Annotated in this window: 14 protein-coding genes; 12 read left to right on the plus strand and 2 right to left on the minus strand. The window is 52.7% G+C overall.

Translation table 11 applies throughout. The features are described from left to right. From hisD to hisIE, 6 genes are read left to right on the plus strand one after another with little or no spacing between them, the layout of a single operon-like run. Positions 1–1,296, plus strand: coding sequence for a histidinol dehydrogenase (hisD, locus tag H142_RS0102775; RefSeq protein ID WP_017930573.1), 1,296 nt, complete (start codon positions 1–3; stop codon positions 1,294–1,296). Continuing rightward, on the plus strand, positions 1,293–2,930 hold the full coding sequence (hisC, locus tag H142_RS16985) for a histidinol-phosphate transaminase (protein WP_017930574.1): 1,638 nt from the start codon (positions 1,293–1,295) through the stop codon (positions 2,928–2,930). Before hisD ends, hisC begins: the two co-directional genes overlap by 4 nt. After that, the gene (gene hisH / locus H142_RS0102785) at positions 2,930–3,541 is read left to right on the plus strand and encodes an imidazole glycerol phosphate synthase subunit HisH (protein ID WP_017930575.1); all 612 of its coding nucleotides are present in this window, start codon (positions 2,930–2,932) and stop codon (positions 3,539–3,541) included. The genes hisC and hisH overlap by 1 nt, the downstream gene beginning before the upstream one ends. Further along, complete coding sequence (gene hisA / locus H142_RS0102790; RefSeq protein WP_017930576.1) at positions 3,538–4,275, plus strand: 1-(5-phosphoribosyl)-5-[(5-phosphoribosylamino)methylideneamino]imidazole-4-carboxamide isomerase; 738 nt, start codon at positions 3,538–3,540, stop codon at positions 4,273–4,275. Before hisH ends, hisA begins: the two co-directional genes overlap by 4 nt. Further along, entirely contained in the window at positions 4,257–5,024 is a 768-nt protein-coding gene (hisF, locus tag H142_RS0102795; RefSeq protein WP_017930577.1) for an imidazole glycerol phosphate synthase subunit HisF, read from the plus strand. The genes hisA and hisF overlap by 19 nt, the downstream gene beginning before the upstream one ends. Further along, positions 5,021–5,614, plus strand: a complete 594-nt coding sequence (gene hisIE / locus H142_RS0102800; RefSeq protein ID WP_017930578.1) for a bifunctional phosphoribosyl-AMP cyclohydrolase/phosphoribosyl-ATP diphosphatase HisIE — start codon at positions 5,021–5,023, stop codon at positions 5,612–5,614. The genes hisF and hisIE overlap by 4 nt, the downstream gene beginning before the upstream one ends. Here hisIE and tpiA read toward each other — a convergent pair. Further along, positions 5,611–6,357, minus strand: a complete 747-nt coding sequence (gene tpiA / locus H142_RS0102805) for a triose-phosphate isomerase (protein ID WP_017930579.1) — start codon at positions 6,355–6,357, stop codon at positions 5,611–5,613. The genes hisIE and tpiA overlap by 4 nt on opposite strands. 92 nt (positions 6,358–6,449) lie before the next feature. Between tpiA and H142_RS0102810 the strand changes: the two genes are divergently transcribed. The 6 genes from H142_RS0102810 to lexA are packed head-to-tail and all read left to right on the plus strand — an operon-like array spanning position 6,450 to position 13,020. Continuing rightward, a complete protein-coding gene (locus H142_RS0102810) occupies positions 6,450–8,375 on the plus strand; it encodes a SurA N-terminal domain-containing protein (RefSeq protein ID WP_017930580.1) in 1,926 nt (641 codons plus the stop codon). Beyond that, positions 8,376–9,920, plus strand: coding sequence for an anthranilate synthase component I (trpE, locus tag H142_RS0102815; RefSeq protein ID WP_017930581.1), 1,545 nt, complete (start codon positions 8,376–8,378; stop codon positions 9,918–9,920). Next, positions 9,917–10,486, plus strand: a complete 570-nt coding sequence (locus tag H142_RS0102820; protein ID WP_017930582.1) for an anthranilate synthase component II — start codon at positions 9,917–9,919, stop codon at positions 10,484–10,486. Before trpE ends, H142_RS0102820 begins: the two co-directional genes overlap by 4 nt. After that, the gene (gene trpD / locus H142_RS0102825; protein ID WP_017930583.1) at positions 10,483–11,499 is read left to right on the plus strand and encodes an anthranilate phosphoribosyltransferase; all 1,017 of its coding nucleotides are present in this window, start codon (positions 10,483–10,485) and stop codon (positions 11,497–11,499) included. The genes H142_RS0102820 and trpD overlap by 4 nt, the downstream gene beginning before the upstream one ends. Then, on the plus strand, positions 11,499–12,311 hold the full coding sequence (trpC, locus tag H142_RS0102830; RefSeq protein WP_017930584.1) for an indole-3-glycerol phosphate synthase TrpC: 813 nt from the start codon (positions 11,499–11,501) through the stop codon (positions 12,309–12,311). Before trpD ends, trpC begins: the two co-directional genes overlap by 1 nt. Before the next feature lie 58 nt (positions 12,312–12,369). Continuing rightward, positions 12,370–13,020, plus strand: coding sequence for a transcriptional repressor LexA (lexA, locus tag H142_RS0102835; protein ID WP_026147735.1), 651 nt, complete (start codon positions 12,370–12,372; stop codon positions 13,018–13,020). On the opposite strand, the gene H142_RS0102840 is transcribed toward lexA, so the two are convergent. Then, positions 13,017–15,044 carry a ComEC/Rec2 family competence protein gene (locus H142_RS0102840; protein WP_017930586.1) on the minus strand — a complete coding sequence of 676 codons (2,028 nt, stop codon included), beginning with the start codon at positions 15,042–15,044 and terminating at the stop codon, positions 13,017–13,019. The two genes, lexA and H142_RS0102840, sit on opposite strands and share 4 nt — an antisense overlap. Positions 15,045–15,063 lie beyond the last annotated feature (19 nt).

Raw genomic sequence — 15,063 nt, forward strand, 5'->3', positions numbered from 1 at the left:
ATGCGACTGCTTGACTGGACATCTTTAACCGCAAATGAGCGCATTACCGCCCTCACCCGCCCCGCTGCGGGCGAAGACGAGCAGCAGATTAAAGCCGTTCGCGAGATTCTAGCTGATGTAAAAGCGCGCGGTGACGATGCCGTCGCTGAATATACAGTGAAGTTTGACGGGGTTAGTGCGGCCGCATTTCACGTCTCTCAATCTGATATCGACGCAGCGCTCGGCACTCTCTCTATAGAGGACCGCAAAGCAATCGATATGGCGATGGCAAATATAGAGGCTTTTCACGCCCTACAAAAGCCGGACGACATAGAGATGTCGACTATGCCGGGCGTCATTTGCCGCCGCGTGGCAAAGCCTCTGGGCAGCGTTGGTCTTTATATACCCGGAGGCACAGCCCCGCTGGTTTCCACCGTGATGATGCTCGCCCTGCCCGCCCGCATTGCAGGCGTATCCCGCCGGGTAATCGTCTCTCCGCCGCAAGCGGATGGTCACGTCAATAAAACTGTCTTGGCCGTCGCGGCCCTTTGCGGCGTGACAGAAATTTATTGTGCAGGCGGCGTGCAGGCTATCGGCGCATTGGCTTATGGGACGCAAAGCTGCGCGCGCGTGGCGAAAATTTTCGGCCCGGGCAATAGCTGGGTTGCGGCCGCTAAGGCCCAAGTCGCCCTGCCCGCCTCCGGCCCCGCTATTGATTTACCCGCCGGACCCAGCGAAGCTATGGTCGTTGCCGACGACAATGCCAATCCTGCCTTCATCGCCTCTGACCTGTTGAGCCAAGCCGAACATGATAGTGAGGCGCAAGTCATTGCCGTGCTCAGTTCGCGCGCCTTAGCCGATGAGGTCAACGCGCAGATTGAGCAGCAACTTATTGACCTGCCGCGCGCGGATATAGCGAGAGCCGCGCTGAAATCCGGCGCGCTCATTATCGCAGATGGTGATAATCGTCTGGACATCATCAATGCTTACGCGCCGGAGCATTTAATTGTGCAGACCCGCGACGCACAGGATTTAGCGGCGCGCGTCGACAATGCCGGATCAATCTTCATAGGGCCGTGGACGCCGGAATCGGTCGGCGATTATGCTTCAGGTACAAACCATACCCTGCCCACGGCAGGCGCGGCGCGCGCTTATTCCGGCGTCAATGTGGAGAGCTTTATGAAATTTACGACTCTGCAAGAGCTATCCCAAGACGGGCTTCGCGCATTAGGCCCAACGGTTGAGCGTCTTGCGCAGCTTGAAGGACTGGAAGCCCATAAACGCGCAGTTAGCCTGCGTCTGGCGGCTATGTCATGAACGATTGGCCCAACACCATAGCGCGGCCTACTATTGCAGCGATGTCCACCTATAGCGCGCGCGGCGCGTCGGGCGACGCTTTGCACCTCGACGCCAACGAATCCCCCTACGCCCCGCCGCCGATGAAAGGTGCGGACAATTATAACCGCTATCCTGCGCAGCAGCCTCCTGCTCTGATGGCGCGTCTTGCCGGGTTATATGGTGTGGACGAGGCCCGCATCATGCTGGGCCGCGGCGCGGACGAAGCCATAGATATATTACTGCGTACATTTTGCGATGCTGGCAAAGACGCCGTCTTGATCTGCCCGCCGACATTCGGTTATTTTAAAACAGCAGCGCAAATTCAGGGCGCAAATATCATTGAAGTCCCTCTTAATGACGATTTTACGTGGGATAAAGATGCAATGTTAGCCGCTGCACCCAAAGCCAAGCTGATCTTCTTATGCTCTCCTAATAATCCAACAGGCAACATTATAGAGGCAGACCTGTTAGAGAAGCTATGTAATACCTGTCCTGATAGCCTGATCGTAGTGGATGAAGCTTATCAGGAGTTTTCGAGCGCTGATGGATATGTCGGCCGATTAGGCGAATTTCGTAATCTCGTCATCACCCGTACATTATCCAAAGCTTATGGCCTCGCAGGCGTACGCGCGGGCGTGGCGCTGGCTGATCCTGCTGTCATCGCCCTGATGCGCAAAGTCCTGCCGCCTTATCCTGTTCCCCGTCCGGTTGAAAAAGCTGTAACTGCCGCGTTATCTCCTGCAGCCATGAGCCTTCACGCCGCGCGTTTGACCGAAACACTGTCTGAGCGCGAACGCCTTGAAGGGGTTTTAGCACAGTCAAAATTTGTTTCTGACGTTTTTCCAAGCGAGGCCAATTTCATTGCATTTACCAGCTCTAATGCGGAAGCCATGCTGCGCGCGCTACAGGCATATAATGTTTGTATTCGCGATTTTCGCTCTAAACTCCCCGGGCTATTTCGCATCAGCATCGGGTCGCCATCAGAGAACGATATAGCGCTGGCTGCATTTGGCGTGGGTAAAGCTGAGCAAGTCGTGCCGCGAATCGCTGAAATACAGCGTACGACCAAAGAGACAGACATATCCGTTCGTGTCGAGCTGGATAAATCCGCGCCAATAGAGATTGATACAGGCCTTGGGTTTTTCGATCATATGCTCGAAGCTTTGGCGAAACATGGCGGATTTTCCCTGCGCCTGAAATGTGCGGGCGATCTTCATATTGACGCCCATCATACAGTAGAAGACTGTGCTCTGGCATTAGGCGAGGCATTGAAAATGGCGCTTGGTGACAAGGCCGGTATTGGCCGCTTTGGATTTGTTATGCCTATGGACGAGACGCAGGCGCGCGTGGCGATTGATTTGTCAGGCCGTCCCTCCATGACTTTTAAGGGCACATTCCCATCGGATCACGTCGGCGCATTCCCCGCCGAAATGTGCCCGCATTTTTTTGAAAGCCTCGCGCAAACATTAGGCGCAGCCATTCAAATTGATGTGGACGGAGATAATACCCACCACATTATCGAGGCGAGCTTTAAGGGCGTTGCCCGCGCGCTTCGCCCTGCATTCTCGCGCAGCTATGGGGACGCCGTACCGTCGACTAAGGGCGTTTTGTAATGGCGGCGCAAACCGATGTCGTTATCGTTGATACAGGTTGCGCGAATTTGGCGTCCGTTGGCTTTGCCTTTGACCGCCTCGGCGCGTCATATCAGATCAGCCGTGATGCAGACGTTATATATAGCGCCCCGCGCGTGCTCATCCCCGGCGTCGGCGCTGCGCCCTATGCTATGAATATATTGCGGGAAGCCCAACTGGTACCTGTTCTTCAAAACTTGACACAACCCGTTATGGGCATTTGTCTGGGTATGCAGCTAATATTTGACCTCTCCGTAGAAGGCGGACGCGACGTCGCCTGCCTCGGCATGGTGGACGGGGCGATAGAGGCTCTGAACACGGCTGACTTACCCAGCCCGCATATGGGATGGAACCAGCTTGGTGATCTGGCCGATGATCCGCTTCTTGTGGGGATTAGCGCAGGAGATTATGCCTATTTCGTGCATAGCTACGCTGCGCCCGTCAGCACATACACGCTTGCAACGTCCGAATATGGACAAAAGTTTTCTGCGATTGTCCGACAAGGCAATGTATATGGGTGTCAATTTCACCCTGAGCGCTCCAGTGCGACGGGCGCGCGTATTTTGAAAAACTTTTTGGAGCTTGGCGAATGATCTATCCGGCGATTGACCTCATGGACGGCGGATGTGTGCGCCTGTTCAAAGGCGACTTCGACCTACGCACCAATTATGACGGCGCTCCAACTGACGTTGCGGCGTCATTTGCTAAGGCCGGTGCGAAGTGGGTTCACATTGTGGATTTAGACGGCGCGCGGACTGAAAACGCTGCGCAGACCGATCTAATCATTGAAATTGCGAAATCAACGCCGATCAACGTGCAAACAGGTGGCGGCATTCGCAACGCAGATCAAATTGCAAAACTTTTAAATGGCGGCGTGTCGCGGGTTGTGCTGGGCTCTATCGCCGTAACCGACCCCCTAACAGTTATGTCTTGGATGGATAAGTTCGGAGCAGATAAATTCTGCCTCGCCTTCGATGTCCATATTAACGAGGCGGGAGTTGCCCGTCCGGCCCTGAAAGGCTGGACACAAAGCGCGTCGACAGATCTGCTTTCAATTATTAAACGCTATTCAGCATATGATTACGGGGCGCTTCTCGTGACAGATATCGCTAAAGATGGCGTACTGCTTGGCCCGAACGTTGAGCTCTACCGTAATCTGCTGGCGCGCTTCCCCAATGCACCACTCATAACGTCCGGCGGCGTCGGGAAATTGGACGACGTAAAAGCGCTAAAATCGCTCTCGCCCTATGGTATTATTATTGGCAAAGCGCTTTATGAGAACAAATTCACGCTTGAAGAGGCTATCACATGCTCGCCAAGCGAATAATTCCTTGCCTTGATGTGCGCGATGGCCGCGTTGTTAAAGGCGTGCAGTTTCGCAATCACGAAGATGTCGGCGACATTGAGGATCTAGCGCTGCGATATCGCGACCAAGGCGCTGACGAGCTTGTCTTTTATGATATTACGGCGAGTACTGAGCAGCGCGAGGTCAGTCCTTTATGGATATCGCGCGTCTCCAAAGCTTTGGATATTCCATTCTGCGTGGCGGGCGGGATTAGCTCGGTCGATACCGCTGCACGGCGACTGAATGCGGGCGCAGATAAGATTTCTATCAATAGTCCGGCGCTGATCAATCCTGATCTGATTAATCTGTTAAGCGGTACATTTGGACGCCAGTGTATTGTCGTCGGCATTGATAGCTTTCACGACGGACAGGCTTACCGTGTGAAGTCCCATACCGGCGATCCCGATAAAATGCGCGAAACAGGCCGCGATACTCTGGGATGGATCAAAGAAGCCACTCAGCGCGGTGCAGGCGAGATTGTTTTGAACTGTATGAACCAGGACGGCATGCGCCAAGGTTACGATATTGCGCAGCTTAAAGCCGCTCGCACCGTTTGCCCCGTCCCGCTAATTGCATCGGGCGGCGCAGGCGCGCCGGAGCATTTCGAAGATATATTCATACAAGCTGGTGTTGACGGCGCACTGGCAGCCAGTGTGTTCCATAAATCAGTAATTACTATTCCTGATTTAAAACAATACCTTGGCTCTGAAGGTATAGAGATACGTTTATGAAAATTGATTTTGAAAAAGGCGGTGGCCTCGTCCCTGCAATTGTACAAGACGCTGATAGCGGTCAAGTTTTGATGCTGGGTTATATGAATGAGACGGCTGTTGAAAAAACAACATCGACGGGTCTTGTTACGTTCTATTCCCGCTCACGGGAGATGCTCTGGACGAAGGGCGAAACCAGCGGCAATACGCTGGAGCTCGTCGATATGACCGTCGATTGTGACAATGATACTCTTTTAGTCATGGCACGGCCGAACGGCCCGACGTGTCACAACGGCACTGTCAGCTGTTTTGCTGAGGCCAAATCGCCGTCTCTGTCGTTTCTAGGCGTGCTGGAAAACGTTATAAAGTCTCGACAAAACGATGATAAAACAACGAGTTACACCGCAAAACTCTTATCAGGTCCGCTTCATAAAATTTCTCAAAAGGTCGGCGAAGAAGGCGTGGAAACCGCGCTGGCTGCAGTGGCCGAAGATGACGAGGCCTTAAAAAACGAGTCGGCAGACCTAATTTATCACCTTATGGTTTTACTTCGCGCCAAAGATATTCACCTGGCTGATATAGTGTCAGTGCTTCAATCGCGTCACCGCTAGCCCGCTAGAATAATCTTGGCAAAATCTTCCATTTTCAGGCTCGCCCCGCCGACTAAAGCGCCGTCTACGCCCTTGGCCGACAGAATCTCTTTGGCATTGGCCGGTTTAACTGATCCACCATATTGAATACGAAGCTTGCCTGCACTCTTGTCGCCCAATAACTGTCCGTATACCTTACGAATATGACCATGCATCTGTTCGATATCGTCAAGTGTAGCGGTTTTGCCCGTACCGATCGCCCAGACAGGTTCGTAGGCTATGACTGTATTGAGTGCTGTGGAGGTCGTAGGGATCGAGCCTTTAAGCTGCATCTCTACGGTTGCCTCCGCTTCGCCGCTCTCTCGATACGCCAAAGTCTCGCCAACGCAAATTATAGCCGACAAGCCCGCTGCGATAACAGCGTCAGCCTTAGCTCTAACCACCGCGTCAGTTTCTCCGAATAGAGCGCGGCGTTCTGAATGTCCGCAAATCACGTAATCTGCACCGCAATCCGCCGCCATTTGCGCGCTGATTTCCCCTGTAAATGCGCCCGACGCACTGGCGTGGCAGTTTTGCGCGCCGGCATTCATACCGAATTTGCCAGCTTCTGTGGCGATGCGGTCCAAATATACGGCGGGCGGGCAAAATAACACTTGCACATTTTCGGGCATATTATCGCCTAATAGGCTCGCTAGCGCCGCCGGTTTGGTGCTCCAACTCCCCTCACCGTTCATTTTCCAATTTGCTGCGACGAGTTTCTTCATCTGTCTGCGCCTCTATCATTGCATTTAGCGCCGACCGTGATAGTTAAGCGCCGACGTTTTAGAACATGATTTCAGACTGAGATAAAGGCGATATGGCCCAGCAAAGCTCTAATATTTTTCGTAACATCGGACTCGGCATTATTATTGTCCTTCTGGTGATCGGTTTATCTATTTTTGGATTTACGGATATCTTTCAGCCAAAAGCCAAAGGCTCCGTTGCTCTAGTGGGTAAAAACAAGATCACTGAACGGGTATATACAACTGAGTTCAAGCGGCGTCTGGATATTTATAACCGCGAAAACAACACCAGTATGACGGCAGCGGAAGCATATGAACGCGGTTTCAATCAAACCGTTATGAGTGGACTATTAACCGAAGCCGCTATGGATTTGGATGCTGATATATTAAATATCGGCGTAGCGCGTACAGTTGTACGCGAGTCTCTGTCAGATATCGAAGTCTTTAGAGACGAAATGACCGGTGAGTTCTCTGAAGAAAAGGTCAACGAATTTTTTGCTGCCAATCGCCGCGATTTCAATCGGGATGATTTCGAAGCCAGCACAGTACGCGAATTGCGCCGACAGCAAAGTACGCGCGCGGTTATTTCCGGCATCAAAGCCCCTCTGGCTTATGCCGAACAGCGCTATAAATTTTTGACCGAGCAGCGCCTCGTTAAGATATTGACGTTGACACGCGATTCTGTTTCTACGCCCGAGGCGCCATCGGATGAAGTGTTACAAACATTTATTGCTGAGAACGAAGCCGACTACACGCAGCCTGAATATCGCCGGTTTACGATTTTACGGATAGAAAATTTTGATACTGTATCAGATATTGAGATTGACGAAGCTGATGTGGTGGCGACTTACGAAGCTGATCTCGCCGATGGTAAGCTCGGTGAGCTCGAAATACGATCCGTGACCTATCTCCCTGTCACTAATAAAACTTTGGCCGAGGATGTGAAACAACGTCTGGCCGACGGAGAAAGTTTTGCTGATGCGGCAACGGCGGTTGGCGTTTCTCCACCAATTATATATACTGAAGTGCGTCCTGTGACGATTGCAGATCCGCGGGTTGCCGAAGCTTTATTTGAAGCTGAGACAGGTGAAATTATTTCAGGCGAAGGGACTTTAGGCGGCGCTTATGTTGCACGTCTTGATAGCATCACGCCGGCCGTTAAACCCAGCTTAGAGGCCGAGCGCGAACGTATAGTGTCTGAATTAACCCGCGATCAGGCCGAAGCCGTGTTGTTTGAACGCTTTGGTAAATTGCAAGATGTTATCGAAACGGGCGCGGCTTTTGAAGACGCCGGTAAAGAGTCCGGTGTGTCCGTCGCCTCCATTGATTATATTTCTAGGCTTGGCGTAACCCGCGATGATAAGAAATTATCCGGCATTGGGGCCTTAACGGGAACTACCGGCGATGATGAAATCCTGCGCCAGCTCTTCACCGCTGAGCCGGGATTTCCGACAGAGTTTTTTGAAACCAGCACGGGCGGCTATGCCATGATACGCGTCGATGACGTTATTGCGGCTAAACTGCGTTCATTTGATGATGTCAAAGAAAAGGCAAAAGCGGTTTGGACTGCGAAACAAATCGACGAAAAATTAGCCGATTTAGCACGCACACTGGCAACGCGTATCCGCGACGGCGAAACCCTAGAGCAAGTTGCCGCAAGCGTGCCTGCCGGAACAAATATTGAAACTCGCACAATGGTACGAACTAACCGCTCCCCCGGCTTATCACCGGAAGTTCTGTCCCAGCTTTTGACTGCGCGACAGGGCGAGGTTGTCCAAGGTAATGGGACCGATCCACTCACACGCAAAGTCGCAATTGTTGCGCGCGTCTCGGCCAATACGGACCGGCTGTCAGGCGGTTTTGCAGACGCTATGCAAACGCAATCCACAGAGGACTTATCGTCCGATATTCAGATGGTTTATCGTCAAGATATTTTACGCGAGAATCCCGTGCAAATGTTTGAAGACCGTATGAGTCAGATTAACGGCGTTACTGAGTAAATGACTTTGGCGGACACGGGGCGTGTCAACGGTGCGGCAGAAGATCTCTGTCCGCATAAGGACGATTTTAGTGCCGTTTATGAAAGCGGCGCACCTCAACTCGTCTACCGGCGTGTTATCAATGATCTCGATACGCCTGTCTCAGCTTATATAAAAATTGCAAAAGGCCGTCCCTACGCTTTTTTGTATGAATCCGTTCAAGGGGGTGAGCAGCGCGGCCGTTATTCCTTTTTAGGATTCTCCCCAGATATCGTTTTTCGTTGCACTGGGTTGGCGTGCGAGATTGCGCGTGGCCAGGACGCTATCTCATCAGATAATTATACGCCGCTTGAAGGCGCTCCGCTGGATAATTTACGTTCATTAGAGCACGAGTCGCGTTTGCCCTTGCCTGACGGACTGCCCCCTATGGCAGCCGGGCTGTTTGGTTATCTTGGTTATGATATGGTGCGACATGTCGAGGATATCGGAGCGGCCGGCCCTGATCCGATTGGTACGCCTGATTGCATTATGATCCGTCCGACGGTCATCGCCATATTTGACCTCATTGCGCAGGAAATTATTCTCGCTACGCCTGTGCGCCCATCTGATAAAACAGCGAAAGAGGTTTATGCGGAAGCAAAAGACAAACTTGAAGCGATCTGCAGTGATTTACAAACGCCGATTAACGCCGGCCCTGTCACGCAAGGCCAGTCCAGCAAAGTCATAGCTAAAGCCGGGCAGAGTCTGGGTGCATTCTCAAAACGCGTCGAAAAAGCCAAAGATTACATACGCGCGGGGGATGTATTTCAAGTTGTCATAGGACAGCGCTTCTGTGCTGATCTTCCGGTTAGCCCTTTTGCGCTTTACCGCTCGCTTCGCCGGCTCAATCCTTCGCCGTTCCTGTTTTTCTTAAATTTCAAAGATCACGCTGTTATCGGATCCAGTCCTGAAATATTAGTCCGCCGCCGCGGCGATGTTGTTACCGTCCGTCCTATTGCGGGTACTCGGCCGCGCGGAGCAACGCAGCAGCAAGACGCCCAACTGGAAGCCGAATTACTGGCGGACAAGAAAGAATGCGCCGAGCATTTAATGCTACTTGATCTGGGCCGAAATGATGCCGGACGGGTGAGCCTGCCCGGGACTGTAAAAGTCACAGAGAGTTTCACCGTAGAGCGCTACAGCCACGTCATGCACATCGTCTCCAATGTTGAAGCCCGCCTGGATCCTGCATTCGATACCTTGGACGCGCTATTTGCCGGCTTTCCGGCAGGCACAGTCAGCGGCGCGCCTAAGATTCGCGCGATGCAAATAATTGATGAGCTTGAAGACGAAAAACGGGGTATATATGCAGGAGCCGTGGGTTATATCTCCTGTCAGGGCGATATGGATACCGCGATTGCGCTGCGTACAGCTATCGTAAAGGACGGCGTCATGCATGTCCGTGCAGGCGCGGGGATTGTGCTCGATAGCAATCCAAAGGCTGAGTATGAAGAGACGCAGCATAAGGCGCAGGCTCTGTTCACAGCGGCTAGCCATGCCAGCCGGTTTGACGGGAATGCCTTATGATCCTGATGATCGATAATTACGACAGCTTTACTTACAACCTCGTCCACTACGCGCAGGAATTAGGCGCAGATGTCAAAGTCATCCGCAATGATGATATGAGCGCCGCTGAGGCCCATGCTCTGGGCGCGAGCGGCGTGATATTATCGCCCGGCCCGCGCACGCCTGACGATGCGGGCATAATGCTGGACTTTATTAAAACTGCGCCGGACGATTTACCAATCTTTGGCGTATGCCTTGGTCAACAAGCGATTGGCCAGGCCTTTGGCGGCAAAGTCATCCGCGCTAAAGCGATTATGCACGGCAAAGTGTCTCCGGTTTTTCATGATGATAGCGGGCTGATGTCCGGCCTTAATCAGCCGTTCAATGCCACGCGCTATCACAGTCTTGCTGTTGAACGTCACTCATTGCCCGACTGTCTGCGCGTGAACGGCTGGACGCAAGACGATGAAATAATGAGTTTTTATCACATTTCACGCCCCATTCACGGCGTACAGTTTCATCCCGAATCCATTGCCTCAGAGCATGGTCACGACATTATCAAAGCCTTTTTGGAGCTTACGAAATGAGCGTATTCAACGAGGCCTTTGACGCCTTTGTCAAAGGCAAACACCCCTCTGAAGAAGTGATGACGCAGGTTTTGCAGGCTATGTTATCAGGCCGCGCATCGGACGCACAAATCGGCGCAGTTCTTCTTGGGCTTGAAATCGTGGGCGTGACAACATCGGATATCGAGATCGGCGCGGGTCTAATGCGTGAGCATATGAGCCCTGTCAAAGTGGATGTCGAGGTTGTCGATACGGTCGGAACGGGCGGAGACGGCCACAATACATTCAATATCTCAACAACCACGGCGATTGTGGCTGCCGCTTGCGGCGCTCATGTCGCCAAACATGGTAGCCGCGCCGTCTCATCCAAATCCGGGAGCTCCGATGTTCTGGCTGAGCTGGGCGTCGACATTGACGCGAATGCGGTCACTGTCGCGCGGTGCATAACCGAAGCGGGCGTAGGTTTTCTTTTTGCGCCGAAGCACCACGGGGCCATGCGCCATGTTGCGGCAGCGCGCGCAGGATTGGGACGCCGCACATTATTCAATCTTCTTGGCCCTCTCACAAACCCTGCCGGCGCAAAGCGTCAATTGGTCGGCGTTTATGACAAAAAATGGTGCCGACCTATGGCCGAAGCGCTACAGTCGCTCGGGTCCAAACATGCATGGGTTGTGCACGGGCACGATGGCCTGGACGAGCTAACCGTCACAGGCAAAAGCCATGTCATCGAGCTTAAAGACGGTAAAATACGTCAGTTTACCGTTCACCCGGAGCAAGCGGGATTAGGCGTTTATACATTGGAACAATTGCGCGGCGGGTCTGCGGAACTCAATGCCCAAGAGCTGTCGGATGTGCTACGTGGACAACAAGGCGCCTATCGCGATTGCGTTATTTTGAACACGGCAGCGACGCTAATTGTGGCGGGACTGGTCGATGATCTCTCGCAAGGGGCAGCCAAGGCCGCGCAGGCCATTGATAGCGGCGCAGCGCTGCAAACGCTGACGAAACTCGCGCGCATGTCATATTCCGGCTGATGAGCGATATACTCCAAAAAATCGCGGCGTATAAACATGACGAAGTCGACGCGCTTCGCCCCCATGCCGCAGACATAAAAGCGCGCGCCGCAGATGCGCCCGCCCCGCGTGGTTTTGCTCGCGCGCTCGCCGAAGCGCGGGGCCCTGCCCTAATTGCCGAAGTAAAAAAAGCGAGTCCATCTAAAGGACTTATCCGCGATAATTTCGATCCTGCCAATATTGCGCGGGCGTATCAGGCAGGCGGCGCAACATGCCTGTCTGTCTTAACGGACGGCCCGAGCTTTCAAGGCAGCGCGGACGGTTTCGCAGAAGTTCGCAAGGCCGTTAAACTCCCCCTGCTTCGCAAAGATTTCATGGTCGATCCGCTACAGATTTACGAATCCCGCGCTATGGGCGCAGATTGCATACTGATTATTATGGCGATGATCGAAGACGGTTTGGCTAAAGACCTTTTTAATATGGCTAAAGACCTGGGCATGGACTCTTTAATAGAGACACATGACATGGACGAACTTGACCGTGCATTAGTGCTCGGAGGGAATTTGATCGGTATTAATAACCGCAACCTCAAAACATTTGAAACAACCCTCACAACATTTAAAACCCTAGCGCCTCGCATTCCGATCGAGAAATTTTTGGTCGCCGAAAGCGGAATTTTCACTCCCGGTCATATACTTGATCTAACGGCTCATGGCGCGCGTGCCTTCCTTGTCGGGGAAAGCCTGATGCGGCAAGACAATGTTGAACTTGCGACGCGGCGACTTCTCGGTCTTTCGGCTACGCCACTTGACACAAAAGCGGAACACACATAGAACAAAAGCGTATGTTGCTGATTTGTTCAGTGATGATTCGACTATTTTGGAGTGTTTTATGCTTACCCAGAAGCAACATGACTTACTGTTCTTTATTGATAAACGTCTTAAAGCCGGTGGTGTGTCCCCGTCATATGACGAAATGAAAGACGCTCTGGGTCTGGCAAGCAAATCAGGCATTCACAGACTGATTACAGCGCTTGAAGAACGCGGTTTTATCCGCCGTCTGCCGCATCGGGCCCGCGCGCTTGAAGTTCTTAAAATGCCGCAGATTGAAGCGGCTAAGCTGAAAACCAAATCTTCGCCCCTGCCCGTTGCGGCTAATGATGAATACGAAATACCCTTTGTCGGGAAAATCGCTGCAGGTAATCCTATTGCAGCGATTGAAGACGCGCATCGCATGATTTCCGTGCCACCCAATATGATGGGCCCGGATCATTTTGCGCTCGAAATCGAAGGCGAATCCATGACCGGCGCTGGAATTCTAGACGGTGATATCGTAGTCATTCGCAGAGCCAATACAGCAAGAAACAACCAAATCGTTGTGGCCTTGATTGACCAAGAGGAAGCGACGCTCAAAACGCTTAACAAAACGTCGCTAGGCGTAGAATTGAGAGCCGAAAACCCGGATTATGAGACCCGTACTTTTGGACCTGACCGCGTTGAGGTTCAAGGCATTCTCGTCGGATTGGTCCGCAAATATCATTAGCGTCTACCCGCCCATGGCCGGCTCTTTCGCGAGGGCGGGTCGGAGGATTTCATTTTGATCCCCTCCTCTGTCAGATAAATATCCAAACCGCCATCTCGAGCCAGTGCGCGCAAATCAACTAATTTGTCGTGGCATTGACGCCGGAGCCGCGGGCCCGCCGGGCGCTGCGTAAGAAGTACAAGATCCGCACGTTCACATTCCTCGGCCAAAACTTCAGGCGTATCGACAATAGATATATTCCGGTCATCAATGATGAAGCGGCAGGCCGCCGCGTCGCATACGGCATCGCTCTCCTGCATATTCACAATCTGCGCATTGCTTTGGCCGAGGCGTTCTAAAAACATATCTCGTCCGTAATTATCTGCACGCAGACGGCGTCCATAAAGTGTTGTTCCGTCATCGGTCATATCCCAATATGTAAGAACAGCACTCTCTGATATACGCAAACGCGGCAGCGGGAGAAGCGTCCACCCCGTGATTGCAGCAGTTAAAAGTGATACGCCGATAAGACGCGTCCACCGATGGCCCAGACAGAGCACGGTGAACCCCAGCGCGTAGAGGCACAAAATCCAAGGGGCTCCGCCCGGCACCTCAATAAATGCGCCGGGCCATTTCGATATCGGCGTGACTACGGCCAATAAACGCTCAAGACCCCAGCCCATGACTTGCAAGAATGGACCGTCCAAACCAAATGGCATCAGGACGACAGCCAGAATACCAACCGGCATAATCAAAAATGTGAAGATCGGCATTACGAGTACATTCGCCAAAAATCCATATCTTGAGAGATGATGAAAATGCAGTGCTGCAAATCCACCTGTGGCAAGTCCGGCAACAAGAGATGTCACAGCAAGGCCAGTCAGATTATTCACGCCCCGTCTCACTAAGCTTTTGGAGAAGTTAGCGGGACGTCTTTGTTGCCAAATGCCATATACAGTCACCAAAGCCAGGACCGCTGCGAAACTCATCTGGAATCCTGCGCTAACAACCGCTTCCGGGTGTATCCACAAGCAGACCCATGCTGCGACAGCTACAGACCTGATCGACAAAGCCGGTCGCCCGATGATAATGGCCATAAATACGATAAGAGCCATGACATATGCCCGCTGTGTCGACACGGCCCCTGTTGAGATGCAAAGATAAAGCGTGGCGGCCAACAAGCTGAAAACAGCAGATATTTTACGCACATCATAGCGGCGCGCCAAAACATCAATGCTGGCCAGCAGCCATGTCAGCGCCCAGTAAACACCGCCGGCGACCAGTCCCATATGTAATCCGGATATAGCCAAAATATGGGCGAGGCCTGTGACCCGTAACGCCTGAACCTGATCCGGATTTATAAAGGCCCGCTCTCCGGTAATCAGCGCAATTTGTAGACCCGCAGTCGTCTCGGGCGCCTTAGCCTGAATGCGTTTAATTATGCGGGCCCGAAATCCGGCTCTGGCACGGGCAATTCTTTGTGCATAACCGACCTGAGCCATATCAACGGTTTCGATTTTACCAAGCGCAAAACCGTTTCCTCCAACTTTGTCAAAAAAAGCTCGCCGCGCCGGATCATATCCGTCCGGTATAGCCGGTCGCGGCGGAGCGCTTAGCCGCCCGAAGATACGTATAGTTTGGCCGGGTGAAATATCCTGTGCGCCTTTTGCCTTGATCCGCACTGCATAAGGCCGACGATTATCATCGAGCGGTTTTCCATACTGCTCGATTTGGGTTACGCGCAGATTGAGGCGATAGCCGTTACCGCTCCGCTCAACGGCCTGAACCCATCCAGTAACCGTGTAAGCTTGCGCGCGCTCCGGCAATATCGGCGAGTCTACAGCCGCGCTATGCAAGGCCGCCCGGGACATGCCCAGCACCATAAGCATCAGAACAAGCGCCGCTGCCCAAACGCCGTTATAATGACGTCCACTCCATTGTGCGATACCGCAAATCAGCAAGAGGGTCGTCAAACCATAGAGGTCCGGCTCAAAGGGCAGCGCAAAATAGGCCGCTATGCCTATACCGAATATAACAGTCCCCACCTCGAACGAAATCCGCCAT

This window comes from Robiginitomaculum antarcticum DSM 21748, from assembly GCF_000365025.1.
Taxonomy (GTDB): Bacteria; Pseudomonadota; Alphaproteobacteria; order Caulobacterales; family Maricaulaceae; genus Robiginitomaculum; species Robiginitomaculum antarcticum.